Source organism: Tabrizicola sp. (genome assembly GCF_031377265.1).
In the GTDB taxonomy this organism is placed as follows: domain Bacteria; phylum Pseudomonadota; class Alphaproteobacteria; order Rhodobacterales; family Rhodobacteraceae; genus JAUYQR01.
Window position 1 is genome coordinate 1 of record NZ_JANMET010000258.1, and the last position, 19,736, is coordinate 19,736.

The 19,736-nt window shown below is 63.4% G+C and carries 22 protein-coding genes and 1 other RNA gene; 6 read left to right on the forward strand and 17 right to left on the reverse strand.

The genetic code is table 11. The features are described 5' to 3' along the window. Positions 1 to 57 precede the first annotated feature (57 nt). On the reverse strand, positions 58 to 1,140 hold the full coding sequence (locus RMO18_RS14635) for a PA0069 family radical SAM protein (RefSeq protein ID WP_309666867.1): 1,083 nt from the start codon (positions 1,138 to 1,140) through the stop codon (positions 58 to 60). Between the two features lie 158 nt (positions 1,141 to 1,298). Here RMO18_RS14635 and RMO18_RS14640 point away from each other — a divergent pair, with 158 nt between their 5' ends. Together RMO18_RS14640 and RMO18_RS14645 are read left to right on the forward strand one after the other, a co-directional pair. Continuing rightward, positions 1,299 to 2,000 carry a B12-binding domain-containing protein gene (locus RMO18_RS14640; RefSeq protein ID WP_309666868.1) on the forward strand — a complete coding sequence of 234 codons (702 nt, stop codon included), beginning with the start codon at positions 1,299 to 1,301 and terminating at the stop codon, positions 1,998 to 2,000. A gap of 79 nt (positions 2,001 to 2,079) precedes the next feature. After that, the gene (locus RMO18_RS14645; RefSeq protein WP_309666869.1) at positions 2,080 to 2,238 is read left to right on the forward strand and encodes a hypothetical protein; all 159 of its coding nucleotides are present in this window, start codon (positions 2,080 to 2,082) and stop codon (positions 2,236 to 2,238) included. Here the strand turns inward: RMO18_RS14645 and RMO18_RS14650 are convergent. After that, on the reverse strand, positions 2,235 to 3,170 hold the full coding sequence (locus RMO18_RS14650; protein WP_309666870.1) for a class I SAM-dependent methyltransferase: 936 nt from the start codon (positions 3,168 to 3,170) through the stop codon (positions 2,235 to 2,237). The genes RMO18_RS14645 and RMO18_RS14650 overlap by 4 nt on opposite strands. Positions 3,171 to 3,296: 126 nt before the next feature. On the opposite strand from RMO18_RS14650, the gene RMO18_RS14655 reads away from it, so the two are divergent. Together RMO18_RS14655 and RMO18_RS14660 are read left to right on the forward strand one after the other, a co-directional pair. Beyond that, a complete protein-coding gene (locus RMO18_RS14655) occupies positions 3,297 to 4,214 on the forward strand; it encodes a LysR family transcriptional regulator (RefSeq protein WP_309666872.1) in 918 nt (305 codons plus the stop codon). Next, a complete protein-coding gene (locus tag RMO18_RS14660) occupies positions 4,211 to 4,861 on the forward strand; it encodes a DUF1638 domain-containing protein (protein ID WP_309666873.1) in 651 nt (216 codons plus the stop codon). Before RMO18_RS14655 ends, RMO18_RS14660 begins: the two co-directional genes overlap by 4 nt. A gap of 13 nt (positions 4,862 to 4,874) precedes the next feature. Here RMO18_RS14660 and RMO18_RS14665 read toward each other — a convergent pair whose 3' ends face one another. The 14 genes from RMO18_RS14665 to RMO18_RS14730 form a co-directional block, all read right to left on the reverse strand. Next, the gene (locus RMO18_RS14665; RefSeq protein WP_309666875.1) at positions 4,875 to 5,444 is read right to left on the reverse strand and encodes an outer membrane beta-barrel protein; all 570 of its coding nucleotides are present in this window, start codon (positions 5,442 to 5,444) and stop codon (positions 4,875 to 4,877) included. 127 nt (positions 5,445 to 5,571) lie between these two features. Beyond that, positions 5,572 to 5,793 carry a ribbon-helix-helix domain-containing protein gene (locus RMO18_RS14670; protein ID WP_309666877.1) on the reverse strand — a complete coding sequence of 74 codons (222 nt, stop codon included), beginning with the start codon at positions 5,791 to 5,793 and terminating at the stop codon, positions 5,572 to 5,574. Next, positions 5,790 to 5,966, reverse strand: coding sequence for a DUF4169 family protein (locus tag RMO18_RS14675; protein ID WP_309666878.1), 177 nt, complete (start codon positions 5,964 to 5,966; stop codon positions 5,790 to 5,792). Before RMO18_RS14675 ends, RMO18_RS14670 begins: the two co-directional genes overlap by 4 nt. After that, positions 5,963 to 7,357 (reverse strand): class II fumarate hydratase, encoded by a 1,395-nt coding sequence (gene fumC, locus RMO18_RS14680; protein ID WP_309666880.1) that lies wholly within the window; start codon positions 7,355 to 7,357, stop codon positions 5,963 to 5,965. Before fumC ends, RMO18_RS14675 begins: the two co-directional genes overlap by 4 nt. A 77-nt stretch (positions 7,358 to 7,434) precedes the next feature. Further along, positions 7,435 to 7,989, reverse strand: coding sequence for a methyltransferase type 12 (locus RMO18_RS14685; protein WP_309666884.1), 555 nt, complete (start codon positions 7,987 to 7,989; stop codon positions 7,435 to 7,437). 4 nt (positions 7,990 to 7,993) lie between these two features. Further along, positions 7,994 to 8,446, reverse strand: coding sequence for a ClpXP protease specificity-enhancing factor SspB (locus RMO18_RS14690; RefSeq protein WP_309666886.1), 453 nt, complete (start codon positions 8,444 to 8,446; stop codon positions 7,994 to 7,996). Between the two features lie 87 nt (positions 8,447 to 8,533). Beyond that, positions 8,534 to 9,784 carry a chromate efflux transporter gene (gene chrA / locus RMO18_RS14695; protein WP_309666888.1) on the reverse strand — a complete coding sequence of 417 codons (1,251 nt, stop codon included), beginning with the start codon at positions 9,782 to 9,784 and terminating at the stop codon, positions 8,534 to 8,536. After that, positions 9,781 to 10,581, reverse strand: coding sequence for a sulfurtransferase/chromate resistance protein (locus RMO18_RS14700; RefSeq protein WP_309666889.1), 801 nt, complete (start codon positions 10,579 to 10,581; stop codon positions 9,781 to 9,783). The genes chrA and RMO18_RS14700 overlap by 4 nt, the downstream gene beginning before the upstream one ends. A gap of 118 nt (positions 10,582 to 10,699) precedes the next feature. Further along, positions 10,700 to 11,239, reverse strand: coding sequence for a hypothetical protein (locus RMO18_RS14705; RefSeq protein ID WP_309666890.1), 540 nt, complete (start codon positions 11,237 to 11,239; stop codon positions 10,700 to 10,702). An 87-nt stretch (positions 11,240 to 11,326) separates the two neighbouring features. After that, positions 11,327 to 11,684, reverse strand: a transfer-messenger RNA (tmRNA) gene (gene ssrA, locus RMO18_RS14710). 23 nt (positions 11,685 to 11,707) lie between these two features. Then, the gene (locus RMO18_RS14715) at positions 11,708 to 12,190 is read right to left on the reverse strand and encodes a cytochrome b/b6 domain-containing protein (protein ID WP_309666910.1); all 483 of its coding nucleotides are present in this window, start codon (positions 12,188 to 12,190) and stop codon (positions 11,708 to 11,710) included. Positions 12,191 to 12,232: 42 nt separating this feature from the next. Beyond that, positions 12,233 to 12,718: a MarR family winged helix-turn-helix transcriptional regulator gene (locus RMO18_RS14720; RefSeq protein ID WP_309666891.1), complete on the reverse strand. Its 486-nt coding sequence runs from the start codon at positions 12,716 to 12,718 to the stop codon at positions 12,233 to 12,235. A 187-nt stretch (positions 12,719 to 12,905) separates the two neighbouring features. Next, positions 12,906 to 14,075 carry a PDZ domain-containing protein gene (locus RMO18_RS14725; RefSeq protein ID WP_309666892.1) on the reverse strand — a complete coding sequence of 390 codons (1,170 nt, stop codon included), beginning with the start codon at positions 14,073 to 14,075 and terminating at the stop codon, positions 12,906 to 12,908. A 293-nt stretch (positions 14,076 to 14,368) separates the two neighbouring features. After that, complete coding sequence (locus RMO18_RS14730; RefSeq protein ID WP_309666893.1) at positions 14,369 to 15,421, reverse strand: extracellular solute-binding protein; 1,053 nt, start codon at positions 15,419 to 15,421, stop codon at positions 14,369 to 14,371. Between the two features lie 248 nt (positions 15,422 to 15,669). Here RMO18_RS14730 and RMO18_RS14735 point away from each other — a divergent pair, with 248 nt between their 5' ends. Beyond that, complete coding sequence (locus RMO18_RS14735; RefSeq protein WP_309666913.1) at positions 15,670 to 16,644, forward strand: MDR family oxidoreductase; 975 nt, start codon at positions 15,670 to 15,672, stop codon at positions 16,642 to 16,644. 37 nt (positions 16,645 to 16,681) lie between these two features. Here RMO18_RS14735 and RMO18_RS14740 read toward each other — a convergent pair whose 3' ends face one another. Further along, entirely contained in the window at positions 16,682 to 18,232 is a 1,551-nt protein-coding gene (locus tag RMO18_RS14740; RefSeq protein WP_309666895.1) for an alkaline phosphatase PhoX, read from the reverse strand. Positions 18,233 to 18,475: 243 nt separating this feature from the next. On the opposite strand from RMO18_RS14740, the gene RMO18_RS14745 reads away from it, so the two are divergent. Then, positions 18,476 to 19,702, forward strand: a complete 1,227-nt coding sequence (locus RMO18_RS14745) for an aminotransferase class V-fold PLP-dependent enzyme (RefSeq protein WP_309666896.1) — start codon at positions 18,476 to 18,478, stop codon at positions 19,700 to 19,702. The last annotated feature ends 34 nt before the right edge of the window (positions 19,703 to 19,736 follow it).

Below are 19,736 nucleotides of genomic sequence, written 5' to 3' on the forward strand. Positions count from 1 at the left end.
GGCGACCCGAAGCGGGAACGGCGCGGGCGGCGGGGCTGATCTTGGGAACAGGCTGGTTCAGAACAGGCTGAGTTGATCCCCGGCTTGCGGGGGCACGGCGAACAGGTCGCTGCGCAATGCGGGCAGGCCCCGTGTCAGGCCAAGACGTTTGCGGGCGACATCGAGGCGGCGTTTGATCAGGTCGGCCCAGATGCCTTGGCCGGTCATCCGGGTACCGAATGCCGGGTCATAATCGCGCCCGCCGTGCAATTCGCGCACCCGCCCCGTCACGCGCTGGGCGCGGTCGGGGAAGGTGGTCTCGATCCAATCGCGAAAGAGGGTGGCGACCTCCAGCGGCAAGCGCAGCGGGATCGAGGTGGCGTGGCTGGCACCGGCTTCGGCGGCGGCGGCGAGGATGGATTCCAGTTCGTGATCGGTCAGCGCTGGGATCAGCGGTGAAACCTGCACGCGCACCGGGATGCCCGCCGTCGCGAGGGCGCGGATCGTGGCGAGGCGGCGCTTCGGGCTCGGCGCGCGGGGTTCCATCTTGCGGGCGAGGCTGGCGTCAAGGGTGGTCAGCGAGATGCTGACCGAGGCGAGGCGCAGGGCGGCCATCGCGGCGATCAGGTCGATGTCGCGTTCGATCAGGGTGCCGCGGGTGGTGATCCAGACCGGGTGATTATGCGCCTGAAGCACGGTGAGGATCTGGCGCATCAACCCGTGGGTGCCGTCGATCGGCTGATAGGGATCGGTGTTGGTGCCGATGGCGAGGGGGGCAACGCGGTAGGACGGCTTGGAAAGTTCGCTGGCCAGCACCCCGGCAATACCGGGGCGGGCGATCAGACGGGTTTCGAAATCGAGGCCGGGGGAGAGGTTGAAGAAAGCGTGGCTGGGCCGGGCGTAGCAATAGATGCAGCCGTGTTCGCAGCCGCGATAGGGGTTGATCGAGCGGTCAAACGGCAAGTCGGGCGAGCGGTTGTAGGTGATGGCGGAGCGGGGGCGTTCCAGCCGCGTTTCCGTGCGGATCAGGCGGTCCTCTTCGGGGATATCCCAGTCATCGGCGTAGCCTTCGCGGGTTTCGCGTTCGAACCGGCCGGAGGAATTGGTCACCGCGCCGCGCGCGCGCAGCCGATGGCCTGGGGGAAGGCTGCCAATGGTCATGGCGAAAATATAGAACAATAAGGGAACACTTTCCAGGCAATTGCGGTGTGCGACATCTTTCTGTCGGCTTTCATCTGGTGTATGTCGCTATCCGAAAAGTGGGCTGGTCGCTTTGAGATCATTCACTCTACAGGATTTTATCCCCAAGGAGCCGCACCATGGCCGACGACGCCGAAATCATCCTGTCCGAACTGTCGGATGACGAGTTGGTCCTGCAGATGCATGACGACCTTTATGACGGTCTGAAAGAAGAGATCGAAGAGGCCGTCAACATACTGATCGCGCGCGGCTGGACGCCTTATGACGTTCTGACCAAGGCGCTGGTCGCGGGGATGACGATTGTCGGCGCCGACTTCCGCGACGGCATTCTGTTCGTGCCCGAGGTGCTGCTGGCCGCCAACGCGATGAAGGGTGGCATGTTCATCCTGAAGCCGCTGCTGGTGGAAACCGGTGCGCCGCGGATGGGCAAGATGGTGATCGGCACGGTCAAGGGCGACATTCACGACATCGGCAAGAACCTTGTCGGCATGATGATGGAAGGCGCAGGCTTTGAGGTGCGCGATCTGGGGATCAACAACTCGGTCGAGAAGTATCTGGCGGCCTTGGAAGAAGAAAAGCCCGATATCCTTGGCATGTCGGCATTGCTGACCACGACCATGCCCTACATGAAAGTCGTGATCGACACGATGAAGGAAAAGGGCATGCGCGACGATTACATCGTGCTGGTCGGCGGCGCGCCGTTGAACGAAGAGTTCAGCCGTGCCATCGGCGCCGATGCCTATTGCCGCGATGCCGCTGTTGCCGTGGAAACCGCCAAGCAGTTTGTTGCGCGCAAGCACAACCAGATTGCGGCCGGTTAATGCGCACCAAAGCGTGACTGAACAAGGCCTTGCACGATCCCGTAATCGGGCGCAGATTGAGAGGCAAGGAGAACGCTCCATGCCCCTCACACATTTTCTGAGCTTGATCGCCTTGGTGACCCTTGCGGCCGGTGTGACCATTGCCCTTGCGGTATGGGCGAACGTGCCGTTGGTGGCCGTCAGCTTTGCCGCAGTAGCGGGCAGTCTGATCCTTGCCTGGAACCGCGTGGGCCGCTAAGCCGCAAGGCTTTGCGGTGCGGCAAGCAGGAAGGCGATGAAACCGCCGGGTTGCTGCATCGCGTCGATCTGGCGAAATCCGGACGCTTGCAACAGGGCGGTGCCGGTCTCGATCCCCAGCACATCGCCGCCCCAGACCGCCGCGCGAAACTGCGCCAGCACGGCTGCATCGACCATGTCTGGCGGCTGCATCACCGCAAGCAGCAGTCTGCCGCCGGGACGCAGGGCAGCATGGGCACGGCGCAAGATCTCGGGCATGGCGGTCGCGGGGATGAAGGCCGAGGGCACGAAAACCAGATCAAAGGCGGCAATGTCGGCCAGATCTTCGCCCCGGCCCAAACGCAGTTCAACCCGCCCGGCCAGACCTTCGGATGCCATGTTTTCCTGGGCGATTGCCAGTGCGCCGGGCAACGGCTCGATACCCACGGCGCTAAGTTCGGGCCAGCGCTGCAGCATGCCGATGGTCAGCCAGCCAACACCGGTGCCAATGTCGAGAAACCGCGCACCCGGCTGATCCAGCCGTTGCAACACGGCAGGGGCGGCGGCAGTGGCCAGCCGTTCAAAGCCGCGCCAGAAGCTGTGCGACACCTTGCCGAACACCTGCATCACTTCAACGTCGCGGTCCTGCCAGCCGCGTGCGCCGATGCCGTCGCCAAGGATGTGCCCGCCGAACATCAGCTCGGCCCGGATTAGTTCCAGAACTGGGGCCAGTTCGTCTGGCGCGGCACTGGCGACAGCACGCGTCAGGCCGTTCTGGGCCAAAAGCCGGTGAACCGCCTGCGAGACATGCGGATGCGGCGGGGTTTCCGAGATGCGGGCGCGCATCGCCAGGCCAAGCGCGCTGAGCAGAACGGTGGTGCGGCTGGCCTCGCCGACAACGTGGCGCAGGGTGTCGATCGGGGACAGGTTGGGGGTGAGCGCGGCAAAAGTCATGGTGGCGTCCTTTCTGATTTTGCCAAAGGGTGCGGCGGTGCGGGGCGTTGAGCCAGTGTCGATTTCCGCACAGGGGTGTGCGAAATCGGGGGGTGAACCTGGGGCTGGTTGCTGTAAACTGCGGCAATGGCCAGCCGCATGACCCCTGACTGGAACGATCTGCGCCCGTTTCTGGCGCTGGCCCGCGCGGGAAGCTTTTCCGGGGCGGCGCGGGCGCTTGGCACGCGGCACAGCACGGTCATACGCAGGGTCGGCGCGCTGGAGCAGGCGCTGGGTGCAAGGCTGGTGCACCGCACTGCCGCCGGCGCGGTGCTGACCGAACTGGGCGAAAGGGTGCTGCTCTTGGCGCAGGTGGCCTTGCGTTCCTTTGCGGCCTTTGCTGCGGCCGCAACCGAGGAGACGCGGGTCTGGCGGCTGGCACTTCCGTCGGGATTGGCGCCGCTGATCGGGCCGGATCTTGCGGCCTTGCGGGCAAAGCGGCCCGATCTGGCGGTGGATCTGAGCAGCGGCAGCCAACTGGCGGATGTTGCGGCGGGCGAGGCGGATATCGCGCTGCGCAGCCGCCCGGGTGATGAGCCGACGCTGGTGGTCCGCAAGGTGGCCGAAGCGGGCTGGTCGCTGTACGCAAGCCCGGCCTATCTGGAGGCGCATCCGTTTGATGGTGATTTGACCGGGCACAAGCTGACCGGGTACAAGCTGACCGGGCACAAGGTGATCGGGCTGCACGCCGATCTGGCGGATACGCCGGCGGATCGGTGGCTGCTGGACCATGCCGGGGCGGGCACGACGGTGATGCGGCTGGCGCAGATGGCCGATCTGGTGGCGACGGCGCAGGCGGGGGTGGGGCTGGCGCTGCTGCCCTGCATTCTGGCCGATCCGGCCCCGGGGCTTGTGCGGCTGCTGCCTGAGGTTTTGCTGGCGCAGCCGTTGTTTCTGGTCTGCCGCCGCGATGTGGCTGACGATCCGAGGGCGCGTCTGGTGATCCGGTGCCTTGCCTATGCGTTGCGCCGCGCCGCACCCGTTCTGCGCGGGAGGGCGGCATGATCCCGGACGATGTGACCCTGACCGAAACCGGACTGGCCCCGGTGCGGGCGGGCCGGGTGCTGCTGATCGCCTGTGGCGCGTTGGCACACGAGATACTGGCATTGAAGGCGGCGAATGGTTGGGACCATCTGGATCTGCAATGCCTGCCCGCCAAACTGCACCTCTGGCCGGATCGGATCATCCCGGCAGTCGAGGCGGCGGTGGCGGAAAACCGGGGCAGTTACGAGACGATCTTCGTGGTTTATGCGGATTGCGGTACTGGTGGTCTATTGTTCGAAAAGTGCAAGGAACTGGGGGTCGAGATGGTCGAAGGCCCGCATTGTTATTCGTTTTTTGAAGGTAACGCAGTGTTTGCCGAGCGGTCGGAAACTGAATTCACCGCCTTTTACCTGACCGATTTTCTGGTGCGCCAGTTCGATGCCTTTGTCTGGAAGCCCATGGGCCTTGATCGGCATCCAGAGCTGCGGGACATGTATTTCGGGAACTACACCAAGCTGGTTTATCAGGCGCAGGTTAACGACCCCGCGCTGGACGCCAAGGCCGAGGACTGCGCCCGGCGACTGGGCCTGGCCTATGAGCGGCGGTTCACCGGCTATGGCGATCTGGCGGTCGCGTTGGGGCAGGTGGCACAAACCGCCCGGCGGTAGGCAGGAAGCAGCTTCAGAATTTCAGACCGGCGCGAAGCGAAACGGTGTTGACGTTGGCATCAAGTGTTGAACCGAGGCTGTTCCAGTCTGATGTCACGTCACGCACGACATATTCAGCACCGATGAAAAACTGCGGCGAAACCAGGTAGTCGACCCCGACCCCGAGCAGAAGGCCGTCGCCATCGAACGGACCGTTTCCGCCTTCGTCCCATCTGGTGAAGGTGCCACCAAGCGTGCCATAGAGCAGCACATTGCTGATTGCATATCCCGCGCGGCCCTTGAGATCGAGCGAGGATTCAAACGCAAAGTTGGTATTGCCGACCTCTTCCACGCGCCCTTTGGCATAGGCCAACTCCGCCCCGATGACCCACGGCCCTGTGGCGTAGTTATAGCCGAGCATCAGACCGGAGGTTGTTCCGTCAAGATCATAGATCCCGCCATCGTCGTAGACCATGTCGCCTTTGTTGCTCGACGCAGTGAGGCCGGCATAGAAACCAGCCCACTGGCCAGCGTCCTGTGCTTGCGATGCGAGCGTCCCGAGGCCGGAGCCGAACGCAAGGATGATTACGAGTGACTTCAGCATCTTGCGCTCCGATTCATGTCTTTGAAGTTTCATTGCGTACTAAAGCGTCGCATTCTCTGCGCAATCCACCAAAGGACTTTGTCAGAAGTCAGAAAGTTTCATCGTGTTCTGGTGTTTTTTGTCACAGTCAATCGGCCCCCATCCAGTGTCGCAAGACGAAGACCCTGATCGCTGAAGCAAGGCCTTCGTCCGCCATCCGCGCGGCGTCGATTTCGGCGGCGAGGGCGTTGAGCGGCTGATCCCGCAACGCGGCGATGTCGCGAAAGGCGGTCCAGAACACCTCCTCCAGCGACACCGAGGTGCGGTGGCCGTGCAAGGTGAGCGAGCGTTTGACCGGGCGGGCGGTCATTCGGGATCGCGCTGATGTGCGGCAAGGTCGCGGGCGGCTTTTTCGGCCTTCGCCTTTTGCAGCGCCCGTTCCGCCTTGGTCAGCCCGTGTTTCACGGTGTTGGTGTCAGCCTGCGCCCGCGCGGTGGCCTTGGCTTTCGCTTTGCGCGCGGTGTTCAGGTTGACGACGCTCACCCCTTCGGGCCGATCATGTCTTCGGGGCGCACCACGCGGTCGAAGGTTTCGCCATCTACAAAGCCCAGAGCGATGGCTTCCTCACGCAGGGTGGTGCCGTTCTTGTGGGCGGTTTTGGCAACCTTGGTGGCGTTGTCATAGCCGATGGTGGGGGCAAGCGCGGTGACCAGCATCAGGGATTCCTTCATCAGCTTGTCGATGCGGGGAATGTTGGCCTGAGTGCCGACCACCATGTTGTCGGTGAAAGATCCAGCCGCATCGCCCAGAAGTTGCATGGATTGCAACACGTTGTAGGACATCATCGGATTGTAGACGTTCAGCTCGAAATGGCCTTGCGAGCCGGCGAAACCGACGGCGGCGTCGTTGCCCATGACCTGGATGCAGACCATGGTCAGCGCCTCGGCCTGGGTCGGGTTCACTTTGCCCGGCATGATCGACGAGCCGGCTTCGTTCTCTGGCAGGATCAGCTCGCCCAGCCCCGAGCGCGGGCCGGAGCCGAGAAGCCGCATGTCGTTGGCGATCTTGAACAGGCTGGCGGCGACAGTTTTCAAGGCACCCGAGAACATCACCATGGCGTCGTGGGCGGCCAGGGCCTCGAACTTGTTCGGTGCGGTGATGAAGGGCAGGCCGGTGATTTCGGCGATCTGGTGAGCGACGCGGCGGTCCCAGCCGACCTTGGTGTTCAGGCCGGTGCCAACGGCGGTGCCGCCTTGGGCAAGTTCGTAGATTTCCGGCAGGACCTTGTGGATGCGCAGGATGCCTTGGCTGACCTGATGGGCGTAGCCGGAGAATTCCTGGCCCAGCGTCAGGGGCGTTGCATCCTGCGTGTGGGTGCGCCCGATCTTGATGATGTCTTTGAATTCGATGGACTTATCAACCAGTGCGGCGTGCAGTTTCTTCAGCCCCGGCAGCAGCACATCGCGCGCCATCATGCCGATGGCCACATGCATGGCGGTGGGGAATGTGTCGTTCGAGGATTGTCCCATGTTGACGTGATCGTTGGGGTGGACGGGTTTCTTGGAGCCCATCACGCCGCCCAACACCTCGATCGCGCGGTTCGAGATCACCTCGTTGGCGTTCATGTTGGATTGGGTGCCGGAGCCGGTTTGCCAGACGACCAGCGGGAAGTTGTCGTCAAACTTGCCGTCGATCACCTCGGTTGCGGCGGCGGCGATGGCGTGCCCAAGTTTGACGGAAATGTCGCCTTGCGCGATGTTGACCAGCGCGCAGGCTTTCTTGATGACACCAAGCGCGCGGATGATCGCCACGGGCTGGCGTTCCCAGCCGATCGGAAAGTTGATGATCGAGCGCTGGGTCTGGGCGCCCCAGTATTTGTCGGCGGGCACGTCGAGGGGGCCGAAGCTGTCGGTTTCGGTGCGGGTTGCGGTCATCGGGGCCTCCTCAGGTGACTGGCGCCGGTTTAGCGCCGGGGCGCGGCGGAATCAATCGGCTGGCAGAGACTGGCGCGTTACAGGCGGCGGAACCGGTAGACCCGTGCGGGGGGCAGATTGGCCCAGACTTTGGCGCCGATTTCGACGCTGAGGCCGAGGGCGGCGATCATTGCGGCGGGGATTGGCGGCTTTGAGCCGTAGGTGAACTGGATGAACGGCGCGCCGGGGGCGAGAATCCGGAATGCGGCGCTGACGATTGCATGGCGGACTTCGTGTGGCATCGAGAGGAGCGGCAGGCCGGACACCACGGCCCCAACGCCGGGGGCGACGCGGTCAGGGGCGGTTTCGGCACCGGCAAGATGGAGCACGCTATGCGGAAAGGTGTTCCGCAGATGACTGGCAAAGTGGGTGTCCAGTTCGAACATGATGAGGTTTTCGGGCGCAACACCGGCGTCGATGATGGCTTGTGTCAGACGCCCGGTGCCGGGGCCGAATTCGACCACGCGGCCGGTTTGCGGACCGAGGCCATCAGCCATGGCACGGGCCAAAGCGCGCGAGGACGGCGCGATGGCCGAAACTTGCTTGGGGTTTTGCAAAAGGCGGCGGCGAAACAGGGAGAGGTCTGTTGCCATGCCGCTATTGCTTGCGGAACTGGTCAAGGCTGACGACCTGCGCGTCGTGCTGGCCGGTGTCTTCGGCAGCCTCGATGTCTTCGTCTTCCTCGTCCGCGTCGCTGGAATGGGTTTCAAAGCGAAGCCCGAATTCCACTGACGGGTCAACAAAGGTGCGGACCGCATCGAAGGGGATCACCATTGGTTCGGGATTGTTGCCGAAATTGAGGGTAATCGAGAAGCCTTCGTCGGTTACCACAAGGTTTTCGTACCAATGTTGGATCACGACGGTCATTTCGCCGGGATAGCGGGCACGCAGCCAATCGGCAATCGCCACGTCAGGATGCGTGGTGTCGAAGGTGATGAAGAAGTGATGCGCGCCCGGCAGGCCGTTCTTCGACACATCGGTCAGCACGGACTGAATAAGGCCCCGCATCGCCCGATGCATCAAATTGCCGTAGTCGATGGAACGCGCCATCCGAACCTCATTTCCAGTTGCGTCCAGCATAGGGGATTCGCCTGCCAAGGGAAGGGGAGTTGCCTGCCAAAATTGAGGCGTCAAAATTCAGGCAAGGCTGGCAACCGCGGACGCCAACGCCGAAATCGCCAGCACCCACAGCAGCGGTGTATGGCGAATGAGCAGCAGCCAGGCAGCGGCAAGACCGATCAGCAAAGCCACCGGATTGAGCGAGGTAAGATCGGGTAGGATGAAGTGCAGCGGGCCAGCCTCAACCGTGGCCACGGTGCGGAACAGGACATGCAGCGCAAACCACAGCGACAGGTTTGCGATGACGCCGACGACGGCGGCGGTGATCGCGGCGAGGGCACCCGCGAGGCGCGGCATCGCGGTCAGCCGGGCGATGAACGGCGCGCCGGTGAAGATAAAGCCGAACGAGGGGATGAAGGTCATCCACAGCGTGATCGCGGCGGCGGCAAGGCCCAATAGCGGCCCGCCTTCGCGATGTGCGGCCATGTAACCCACGAATTGCGTTACCAGAATCAGCGGGCCGGGGGTGGTTTCAGCCAGGCCCAGGCCGTCGATCATTTGTGGCAGGGTCAGCCAGCCTTTCACCTGCACCACATCCTGCGCCATCCACGCAAGGACCGCATAGGCGCCGCCGAAAGTGAGGATGGCGAGTTTGGCGAAAAAGGTGCCGATGTCGGCAAGAATACCGGTGTCGAACAGGATCAGCGCGGCGAGGGGCGCAAGCCAGATCACGGCCCAGAGGCTGGCGGTTTTCAGCGCTGCAGTGACAGAAAAGGCGGGGGCATCGGGCAGTTCGGCCAGATCGCGGGTGGTCAGAAAGCCGTAGAGCGCGGCGCTGGCGATGATCAGGGGGAAGGGCGCGTTCAGGAAGAACAGCGCGGTGAAGGCAAGGGCGGCGATGACATAGGCGGCGCGGGATTTCAGCGCGCGTTTTGAGACGCGGATCAGCGCTTCGATCACCACGGCCACGACGGCGGCCTGCACTCCGGTGAACAGCGCCGCGACCAGGGGCAGGGTGCCGTAGGCCGCGTAGATCATCGACAGGATCAGCACCACCAGCGCGCCGGGCAGCACGAACAAACCCCCGGCGATCAACCCGCCGCGCACGCCGTGCAGCCGCCAGCCGATCCAGGTGGCAAGCTGCATCGCCTCGGGCCCCGGCAGCAGCATGCAGAAGCTGAGGGCGCGCAGGTAATCGGGTTCTGACACCCACTGCTTTTCGTCAATCAGGGTGCGGTGCATCAGGGCGATCTGCGCGGCGGGACCACCGAACGACAGGCAGCCGATCCGGGCGAAGGTGCGGGTAAGTTCGGGCAGCGTCGGGGTCATTGATTTCGTCCTGCGGGCCAGTCGTGCCCCTCGTCATGCCCATCGCGGGCCCAGCGGTAAAGCGCATCGTAAAGCGCGATGCCGGCGTCAAGCTGTTGCAGATCATCACGAAACATCCGTGACAGACCGACCGACAGCGCCAGAAGTCCGGCCGCTTGCGGCGCAAGATCATGGCGGTCGGTATCGGCGGCGCGGATCACCAGCGCCAGACGGTCTAGCGCGTCGCTGTGCAGCGCGAAGTCGTCGAGCAGGGCGTCGAAGGTGCAGCCTTCGCCCCGGTGGCTGAAGGTCACGCCTTCGATGTCAAAGGGGGTGGCGTTGAAGCGTAGGGCCACGTCCGGCACCTCGGCGGGCGATACGAACAGAAAGCGGGCGGCGGGGTCGATGAAGCGGCGGATGAGCCACGGGCAGGCGATGCGGTCTACCTTGGGGCGGTGACGGGTGACCCAGAGGTTGGTCGGGGGTAGCGCCGCGATGGGGATCATCGGCAGGCCACCTGCGGCCCAGGCCTCGGTGCCGCCTTCAAGGCTTTCGGCAGTGATGCCTTGGGCGCGCAAAACGGCCGCGACCCCTTCGGAAAGTTTGCGACCGCGCTGGCAGGCGACGGTGACGCGCTGGCCTTGCAGTTGGGTGGGCGCGGGGTCAAAGGCGGTGTGGGGCAGGGCGCTGCTGCCGGGGATCAGGCGGGGATCGGCGGCGAGGTCTTCGGCGATGCGGACATCAAGGATGACGGGCGCATCGGGGGTGCCAATCAGGCGCATCAGTTGGGCGGGGGTGATCTGGGTTGGGCCGGGCATTGGGGGCATCCTGTCAAGGTTACGGGATGCGAGCCTTGGGCCGAAGCCTCACGGGGCGTTCGCGGGCCCCATGGGCATGTGGTAAGGCACAGTGGCCGCGATCGTCAAGACCAAGCGGTCAGGAGCCCGGCGTGTCGTCGCAGTTTTCGTATTTCGTCACTTTGAAGGACGTGTCGCCTTCGACATATGCCTCTTGCAGGTTGAAGCGGCCAAGCGTGGAGACCACCGGCGAAAACGGCGGCTGGCCGACAAACCCGCCTTCGTTTACCAGTCTCGTGCCTTTCAGGGTGTTGGTTCCCTGATACTTTTGCTCAGCGCCGTCGCTGTTGCGGTAGGTGTAACTGCAACGCCCCGGCACATTCACGCAGGACGCTGGCTTGAAGCTTTCCCAGTTTCCGTCAGCCCAGTCCTTGCGCAGCATCAACCCGTCGCTGGAATACGTGGTGGTGCGGATCAGCGTTTTGCCAGACGGCCCTTGATAGGTTTTCATCACGTGCTTCGCGCCGGATTTGCCGACATAGACATCGATCACCTTCTCGCCCGAGGAATAGCGGCCGTAGATCTTGCAGCCGACCGGCATCTGATCAAAGCGGATGCCTGCGGTGTCTGCGAAAGCGGGAAGGCCGATCAGCGCGAGGCAGAGGGCGAAGGTTTTCATCCGGGCATCCTGCGGGGCTGGCTGGCTGCAGGCTAACGCCACAGGAGAATGCTCGCAATACGCACGAGGGGAGACATAGGGGGAAAAGGTGCAGGTTTCTGTTGCCAGGTACCTGCGAACCCCGCCCTACGCGGCTAAGCGCAGGGGCTTAAGTTTCGATAGATCGAACTGCTTACGCAGCCAGAGCCATCGGAGCACGGTTGTCGTTTGCAACTGTACTTTTGGACCGATAACGGTGGTACCTCACCGAGCAAAAGCTGGCCTCTTTGGTCGTTCGTCGATCCTATTTCGGCCCCACACGCCCGAAACGATCGGGAAAGTCTGGTGGAGCCGCCGGGTACCGCCCCCGGGTCCGAGCCGATTATTACAGGTGCGTTTATTACCATAGACCGAGTTGCCCCGGACAGGAGACAATATAGGGGCCGCAAGGGCGGGGCGCAAGGTGCCGCGTCCCGCGCAGGCGTTGGGTCAAAGTCCGGGCTGGCGGCCGATCCCCATGCGGGCAAAGATCCTGTCGCGTCGGATGAACTGGTGATAGAGGGCCGCCAGAACATGCAGTACGAACAGTGCCTCAAGGGTCAGCGCCAGAGTGCTGTGCACGCTATAGGCGGCAAAAGTTGTGAAATCTGGCAGGGGTTTAGGCGCACCGTTAAAGATCACCTCGCCGGCACCTGAGCTTTGCATCAGCCAGATGCCCGAGGCGACCATGCACAGAAGCAAGAGGTAGAACAAGAAATGCACGGTCCGCGACGTCAGCGCCTGCCAGGCCGGCTGCCCCGCGACGGTGTCGGGCTTTTTGTCAGCCGCAAGCCACCAGATGATGCGCAGGACCGTCAGCGCCAGTACCGCCAGACCGACTGGCGCATGGATCCGCAAGATGGCGGCCTTTTGCGCCGGGTCCGTCGACTGCGCGGCCGAGATCCCGGCCACAAACATCCCGATGATCAAGATCGCCGATAGCCATGGATGGCCATCGCCGCCGCGCCATAGCGGTTAGACGTGCTCTTGAGTGCCATGTTGCGAGATCCTTTCCAGTAATTTTTCGCTTTCGACCCGCAGGCGCAAAGTGCCCAGCACCTTGATCGCCGTCTGAACATCCGCCTCGGTCAGGTCCGGCTCAAAGAGGCCGAGCCAATCGTCCTGCCGCCGGAGCGCCTCGGCCAGAGCGGCGCGGCCCTTGGCCGTCGGGACCACCAACTGCGCGCGCTGGTGATGGGGATTGTTCTCAAACACCACCATCCCCGCATCCCGCAGGTCGTTGACCACGCGTTGAACCCCCTGGCGGCTCAGGGCCAGATCGCGGGCAATTGCAGCCACCGACTGCGCGACCGGGCTGCGTTCGATCGCCCCGATCACGGACCAGCGGGCCGAACTGAGGCCGATATCGGCAACCATCTTGTCCCCGTTCTCGGCCAGCGCACCGCCAAGCCGGTAGGTTTCGATCACGAGTCTGGAAAACGTGTCTGAGGTCATCTTCATGACAACAGCTTGCCAGTATGACAGCAGGTTGTCAAATGGAGCCTATCTGCGAACTCGGTCTCACACAGGATCTGCCCAGCAAAAACGCCCGGAGGCTGGTGCCTCCGGGCGGTGTGACGGCATGTGCGGTCCTTGCAGGGATTGAGGCACGACCGGGGCGGTCTTGCTGCCCGGTCGCCGACCTGTCTTAGCCGCAGATCTCGTTGCCTTCGTCGTCGTAGTAGCAGCTTGAACCGCCGCCGTCATAAGCCGGCTCTTCGTAAGCTGGCTCTTCATAGACCGGCTCTTCGTAAGCTGGTTCTTCGTAGACCGGCTCTTCGTAGACCGGCTCTTCATAAGCCGGTTCTTCGTAGACCGGCTCTTCGTAAGCTGGTTCTTCATAGACCGGCTCATCATAAGCTGGTTCTTCGTAGACCGGCTCTTCGGTCGCCACGTCCTCGAATACCGGTTCTTCAGTCAAGCCTTCATCACTGCTTGCGCCAAGCTCTGCATCATCGGGGACGTAGTCGCCGGTTACATCGGAGTCTTCTCCTGAAACGCCCAGGTCCGCGCCAGCATCATCGGAGCCGGCGTATTCGTCTTCGTAGACCACCTCGGTCGAAGTGTACTCTGCGGTGAACTCTTCGGAATAGACGTAGCTGTCGACCTCGGCGATGTAGTCTTCATCAGGCCAATCATAGCCAGCCGCGGCTTCATCATAGTAAAAGATGCTGTCCGAGCTTTCATACGACGTGATGTAGACTTCGGTGACGATGACTTGTTCAATGTAAGTGTAGGAATAGTCCCACACATAATAGAAATCATCGTAATAGACGTCGCAGTAATCGTCGTAATAGAAGTAATCTGGGCCACGGTTCCGACCCCGGCCACCGTAGCCGCGCCAAGCCTTGATCTTGTCAAGCGCGACCGGCTTTTCGTATTCGTCAGCAGAGAGTTCGACCCAGGTGCGCAGGCGCTTGTTCTTGCGCGAGCCGTCAAGCTTGAAGATGGAATCGCCCTTGTTCAGACCAAAACGCATCATCGAGTCGATGTCGACCGGGCGGCGGATGGTCTTGCCATCGACCTGCGTGATCACATCGCCTGGCTCCATGCCGAAGAATTCCCCGGTGCCGCCCGGTTCAACCGAAGCAATGACCGCGCCTGCCGCTTTCTTGCCGAGCTTGAATTGCTTGCGGACCGCTTCGGTGACCGGCAGCAAGACCAGATCGAGCGAGCGTGATACATAGGGTTCCGGCAGGTTGCCCTTGGCTTTTGCCGCAACTGAGCCGGCTGGAGCAACGGCAAACGCCGCAGCCACAACGGCCAACATCAGCAACGGCTTTCGCAGCTGAATTGAGAGATAGGTGAAGTATGACATCGCTGTTCCCGGCATTGTTTTGGCTTGGCCACTAAACTGGCTTGGCCACGCTGAGTAAAAGGGAATTGCGGCCACGGTATGGAATTTCCAGCGCGGTTTCGCGTCATGGGCATTCGCTGCACAACGCGGAGTTCATTCAGGAGCTGATGAATGCAACCTCAGATGGTTTTGCGGTGTCGGCCGCAAGCCGGGCGCGCCGGGACTCTTATGGCGTGCTGCCGGGACAAGGGATAGACTCAAATGAAAACGCCCGGCGGGACGAGCCGCCGGGCGTCTGTTGCGCCAAGGCTGGATCAGAAGCCGGACTTGATCAGTTCAAACTCTTCCAGCATGCGGTCGCGCATTTCGGTCGGGATCGGAACTTGCGGCAGCAGGATGCCTTCGATCGGATTGACGTCTGCGGCAACCAGCGCATCGGGGGCGATCGTGGCGAGACCCGCGTCATTGGCCGATGCATAGCCGAAGGTGTCGAGCATCACCTGTGCCGAGCTGGGCGCGATGAAGGAGTTCACGTAGTCGTACAACTTGTCCTCGTTGCCGGGGCCGTCCTTCATGTTGATCAGGCCGCAGAACCAGGTGGTAACGCCCTCGGTCGGGGTGCGCTGAAAGCCTACCGGAAAGCCTTCGCTGCGCATCAGGGCGACGGCATCGTTCCACGACCAGGCGACCTGCACTTCGCCGGTTGCCATGAGCTGGGTGAGTTCGGACGGGTCAGACCAGTAGACGCGGACATTCGGGTGCGCCTGACGCAGCCAGTCGGCGGCGGCGGTGAACTGGTCGTCGGTCACGGCGGTCCAGTCGGTGACGCCAGTGGCAAGCAGGGCCAGCGCCCAGACGTCATCGGTATTGTCGGGCAGCGAGATGCGGCCCGCGTATTTCGGATCAAGGAACACCTTCAGCGATGCCACATCCGCAACCGGGACGGTGTCAGTGTTGTAGGCGATGGCAGTGAAGGCATAGTCGGTGGGCAGGAACCAGACGCCCTCGGCATCAACAAAGTCGGTGGACGCCAGCATCCGCGGGGCGAGGTTCTTGAACTCGGGGATGCGCGAGGTATCCCAGGGTTCGATCAGTCCGGCGGCGCGGTATTTCGGCACCATCTGCGAGCAGGGATGCACGACATCGGCCGTGAAGCCGGACGAGACCTTCTGGAACGCCTCGTCATCGTCGGCGAAGAAGGAATAGGTGGGGCCCGTGCCATGCTTTTCAGCGTAACCGGCGAAGAGGCCGGGAACTTCCCATCCGGCCCAGTCGAACACCAAAAGCTCCGGGTCTGCGGCGCGGGCGGTGGTGGCCAGGGCGAGCAACGACGCTGCGCCGATCAGGGCGTATCTGACGTGGTTCATAGAATCTCCTCTATCGGTCTGGTGGCCGTCTTCCTTGAAGCGACCGGAGTTTGGCGATGGACTGTATGATGCGCCCTATTGCAAGAGTACGCTGTCACAAAAGTGTGCTGTGAGCCTTGAAAGGGCAAGACCCTAATGACGAAATGGCGTCACCGAAGTGACAAACGCCTGCTACCCCGGCAGTGTCGCCAAGTGCTGCGCAGATTCGTGGCGAAAACCGAGGGGGTAGAATCATGCGGGCGATCTTGATGGAACAGGGTGCCGACGGCGCGGCCGTGGCACGTCTGGCCGAGTTGGATGACGCGGCACTGCCTGCGGGTGCGGTTACGGTGGCGGTTGAATACTCCACGGTGAACTACAAGGACGGGCTGTGCATGTCGGCCAGCGGCAGCGGGCTGGTGAGGCGTTATCCGCATGTGCCGGGGATCGATTTTGCCGGTGTGGTAGAGGCGTCGGAGGATGCGCGCTATCGCCCCGGTGACAGGGTTGTGCTGACCGGATGGCGCGTCGGCGAGGCGCATTGGGGCGGTTATGCCACCAAAGCGCGGGTCAAGGCGGAGTGGCTGGTGCCACTGCCCGCCGGACTATCGACGAAGCAGGCGATGGCAGTGGGGACGGCGGGGTTCACGTCGATGCTGGCGGTGATGGCGCTGGAGGAGCATGGCCTGCGCCCCGACCAGGGCGAGGTGCTGGTGACCGGCGCTGCGGGCGGTGTGGGGTCCGTCGCAGTGGCGATATTGGCCAAGCTTGGCTACAGCGTGGCGGCAGTGACCGGGCGGCCAGAGACGGAGGGCTATCTGCGGGACCTTGGCGCGGCGCGGATCATTCCCCGGGCCGAGCTTGCGGAAACGGTGCCGCGGCCGCTGGAAACCGAGATCTGGGCCGGGTGCATCGACGCGGTGGGCGGTGCGATGCTGGCGCGGGTGCTGGGGCAGATGAAGATGGACGCCTCGGTTGCGGCGGTCGGGCTGGCTGGCGGGTCGGCTTTGCCTGGCAGCGTGGTGCCGTTCCTGTTGCGGGGGGTGAACTTGTTGGGGATCAATTCGGTGTTCCAGCCCTATGCGCGGCGGGTGGCGGCCTGGGAGCGGATCGCGCGCGACCTGCCGATGGACAAGCTGGAGGCGATGGTGCGGGTGGCACCGTTGGCCGAAGCGCCGGCGCTGGGGGCCGCGATCCTGAAGGGTGACGTGCAGGGCCGGGTGGTGATCGACGTGAACGCCTGAGCGATGCGCCCCCGGCTGACCGGGGGCGCATGTCGGCTTACAGCAGCCCGCGTTCCCACGGGCCGGTGATGGCAAAGGTAATGCCGGGGGTCTGGATATTGACGAACAGCCACCGCCCGGACGGATCGAACGTGGCACCCGCCCATTCGTTGTTGCGATGATCGTCTGCCTTGATGAATTCCGCAGATTTTCCGGCGGCCTTGATGTCGGCGTCGGTCAGCATCACGTTGTTCTTGGCGAAAAGGTAGGTTTCGCCCGCAGGGGTAAGGCCCATCAGGCGTTCGCCAATGCCGAAGTCATCCTCGACCCCGCCACCGTCTTCGCACAGCAGCACACCGCCGCGTGGCGATACCGTGACATTGTCAAAGTTGTTGCCGGCGGCTTTGTTCTGCGCCTGAAAGATGCAGGTCAGGCGGTCAGTCATCGGATCGAAAGTCCAGACCGAACCGTCGCCGCGCCCGATCTTGCCGAAGTTTTCCGAAGCCGGATCCTGATCCACGCCGGTCGAGGTATCGACAAGGTAGATCAGCCGGTCGGCGGCGGAATACCAGCAGCCTTCGCCGCGCGACATGCGCAAGCCGCCGAGGTTGCGGCCCTGAACGAACGGGCCGGAGGCGGTGTTGTCGGCGTCGTGCGGCGCTTCGGTGTAAGGCTGGGGGGCGAGGTCGGGGTCTTCGATCTTGACCCATTCGATCAGGTGGCTGTCGCCCATCTGCGGATCGAGGAGGTCGGCCTTGTCCACCCCCCCGACCTTGGCCATGTAGAGCGTGCCGCCCTGGGCCAGCGCCCCGACCTTCTGGCTGCGGTCGGTGGGTTCGAACTTGTAAAAGCCGGATTGGTTGCGATCATCCTCGGTCAGGTAGAGGTTGCCGCCGATGGGATCGAAGGCCACGGCCTCGTGGTCCATGCGGCCCATCTCCTTGATCGGCTGGGCGGTGGTCTCGGACGCTTCGGGCGACACCTCGAACACATAGCCGTGTGGCATGCCGCCAACGGCGGTGAAGTCGGACTTGTCTTCCTCGCAGGTCAGCCAGGTGCCCCAGGGGGTGGGCCCGCCGGCGCAGTTGTTCCAGGTGCCGCCAAGGATCGGCTCAACGGTCGTGAACTTGCCATCGGCGAAGACAAGCTTGGTGTTGCCGCCTGCGGCCGGGCCGGTGATTTCATTGTCATCGTTGTCTTCGCCGATCAGGGCGGTGCCCTTGTCGTAGAAGGCGGCGGCGCCGATAGTGCCGTAAAGCGGGTTCACGGTGGCTTCGTGATTGCGGATCAGCGTCATCTCGGGCTTGCCGCCGACGACACGGCTGCGCACCACGGCCATGCCGTCATGGTTGGTCGGGCCGGGTTTGCCGTCAGCCATCAGATCGCCTGACCAGCCGAAGGTCTGGTAGCTGAAGCCTTCGGGCAGTTGCAGAAGGGGCAGGCCGGTGACCTGATCCTTGACCGGGGATACCGGGCCGTAGGGTGAGGCGATCGGTTCAAGGCGGGTCATCGCCTCGGCCCGGCGCAGCGACAGGCCGGCGAACGGAATGGCAAGAGCGGAAGCGGCGGCCCCGCGCAGAAGCGCGCGGCGATTGGTGGTTGTGAACATTCGAGTCTCCCTTGTGTGCAGCTTTCTTGGGATGCCGCGGCGGGTGCCGCGCAGAAAACAGGGTGAGCCAAGGCCATGACGCGATTGCGTACCCTGCATGACGGTTCGGTAAAGGCTGTGTGACGGAAGTGGCGGGCTGCGGTACGGGGCCATGGGACTGCCGGAGCCGCCGGGAACGGGGCATCGGGTTGACGCGGCGACGGGCAGCGATCAAGCATGCAGCCAACAAGGAGACCCCACCCGATGCAGCTTGACCCTGACTTTGTACGTTCGCAGTTTCCGGCCTTTTCCTCGCCGGTCCTGTCCACCCATGCGTTTTTTGAGAACGCCGGTGGCAGCTATCCCTGCCGTCAGGTGGTGGACCGGCTGACGCGGTTCTACACCGACCGCAAGGTGCAGCCCTATGGTCCTTATCCGGGGGCGCAGGCCGGTGGCACCGAGATGGACGAAGCGCGGACGCGGTTGGCCGAAATGATGGGCGTGGCGCGGCACGAGGTGTCGTTCGGGCCGTCGACCAGTGCCAACACCTATGTGCTGGCGCAGGCGGTGCGGGGCTGGTTGAAGGGCACTGACGGCGCGGTGGTGGTGACCGATCAGGACCACGAGGCCAATTCCGGTGTCTGGCGACGGTTGGCGGATGAGGGGATCGAGGTTCGCGAGTGGCGCCTGGATCCTGCGACGGGGTCGCTTGACCCGCAGGCGCTGGCCGCATTGCTGGAAGATGGCCGGGTGAAGCTGGTGGCCTTTCCGCATTGTTCCAATGTGATCGCCGAAATCAACGACGTGACGGCGATTTGCGCAATGGCGCGGGCGGCAGGCGCGCGGACGGTGGTTGACGGGGTCAGTTACGCGCCACACGGCTTTCCGGATGTGTCGGCCTTGGGCTGCGATGTGTACCTGTTTTCGGCCTACAAGACTTATGGTCCGCATCAGGGGATCATGGTGCTGCGCGAGGCGTTCGGGATGGCGCTGCCTGGGCAGGGACATTACTTCAACCACGACACGCTGTACAAACGGCATACGCCTGCGGGCCCGGATCACGCGCAGATCGCGGCCTGTGCGGGGATGGCCGACTATGTCGACGCTTTGGCCGCGCATCACGGGGTGGGCGGCGACGCAGCGGCGCGCAACCGCGGGGTGCATGATCTGATGCGTGCGCAGGAGGTGGCGGTGATAGCGCCGTTGCTGGATTATCTGGCCGGGCGCAATGATGTGCGGCTGCTGGGCCCGCGCACGGCTGTGCTGCGTGCACCAACGGTGGCGGTGGAACTGGCCGGACCGGCGGAACCGGTGTCGGAAGCGTTGGGACGGCAGGGGATCGCCTGTTGGGCGGGGGATTTCTATGCGGTGCGCCCGCTGACTGCGATGGGGATCAATCTGGACAAGGGCGTGTTGCGGATGTCGTCGGTGCATTACACCACTGCCGAGGAGGTGGGCCGGTTGATCACAGCGCTGGATCAGGTGCTGTGAGCGAAGCTTGACGGAGCGGGCCGAGGCCCGCAGG

Excerpts from the sequence above, each read along its gene's own strand:
- RMO18_RS14740 (WP_309666895.1), bottom strand. The coding sequence starts at position 18,232 with ATGTTCACAACCACCAATCGCCGCGCGCTTCTGCGCGGGGCCGCCGCT.
- RMO18_RS14745 (WP_309666896.1), top strand. The coding sequence starts at position 18,476 with ATGCAGCTTGACCCTGACTTTGTACGTTCGCAGTTTCCGGCCTTTTCC.
- RMO18_RS14725 (WP_309666892.1), bottom strand. The coding sequence starts at position 14,075 with ATGTCATACTTCACCTATCTCTCAATTCAGCTGCGAAAGCCGTTGCTG.
- RMO18_RS14665 (WP_309666875.1), bottom strand. The coding sequence starts at position 5,444 with ATGCTGAAGTCACTCGTAATCATCCTTGCGTTCGGCTCCGGCCTCGGG.
- RMO18_RS14655 (WP_309666872.1), top strand. The coding sequence starts at position 3,297 with ATGGCCAGCCGCATGACCCCTGACTGGAACGATCTGCGCCCGTTTCTG.
- RMO18_RS14700 (WP_309666889.1), bottom strand. The coding sequence starts at position 10,581 with ATGCCCGGCCCAACCCAGATCACCCCCGCCCAACTGATGCGCCTGATT.
- RMO18_RS14660 (WP_309666873.1), top strand. The coding sequence starts at position 4,211 with ATGATCCCGGACGATGTGACCCTGACCGAAACCGGACTGGCCCCGGTG.
- RMO18_RS14640 (WP_309666868.1), top strand. The coding sequence starts at position 1,299 with ATGGCCGACGACGCCGAAATCATCCTGTCCGAACTGTCGGATGACGAG.
- chrA (WP_309666888.1), bottom strand. The coding sequence starts at position 9,784 with ATGACCCCGACGCTGCCCGAACTTACCCGCACCTTCGCCCGGATCGGC.
- RMO18_RS14635 (WP_309666867.1), bottom strand. The coding sequence starts at position 1,140 with ATGACCATTGGCAGCCTTCCCCCAGGCCATCGGCTGCGCGCGCGCGGC.
- RMO18_RS14720 (WP_309666891.1), bottom strand. The coding sequence starts at position 12,718 with ATGAAGATGACCTCAGACACGTTTTCCAGACTCGTGATCGAAACCTAC.
- fumC (WP_309666880.1), bottom strand. The coding sequence starts at position 7,357 with ATGACCGCAACCCGCACCGAAACCGACAGCTTCGGCCCCCTCGACGTG.
- RMO18_RS14670 (WP_309666877.1), bottom strand. The coding sequence starts at position 5,793 with ATGACCGCCCGCCCGGTCAAACGCTCGCTCACCTTGCACGGCCACCGC.
- RMO18_RS14735 (WP_309666913.1), top strand. The coding sequence starts at position 15,670 with ATGGAACAGGGTGCCGACGGCGCGGCCGTGGCACGTCTGGCCGAGTTG.
- RMO18_RS14645 (WP_309666869.1), top strand. The coding sequence starts at position 2,080 with ATGCCCCTCACACATTTTCTGAGCTTGATCGCCTTGGTGACCCTTGCG.
- RMO18_RS14730 (WP_309666893.1), bottom strand. The coding sequence starts at position 15,421 with ATGAACCACGTCAGATACGCCCTGATCGGCGCAGCGTCGTTGCTCGCC.
- RMO18_RS14685 (WP_309666884.1), bottom strand. The coding sequence starts at position 7,989 with ATGGCAACAGACCTCTCCCTGTTTCGCCGCCGCCTTTTGCAAAACCCC.
- RMO18_RS14650 (WP_309666870.1), bottom strand. The coding sequence starts at position 3,170 with ATGACTTTTGCCGCGCTCACCCCCAACCTGTCCCCGATCGACACCCTG.
- RMO18_RS14705 (WP_309666890.1), bottom strand. The coding sequence starts at position 11,239 with ATGAAAACCTTCGCCCTCTGCCTCGCGCTGATCGGCCTTCCCGCTTTC.
- RMO18_RS14690 (WP_309666886.1), bottom strand. The coding sequence starts at position 8,446 with ATGGCGCGTTCCATCGACTACGGCAATTTGATGCATCGGGCGATGCGG.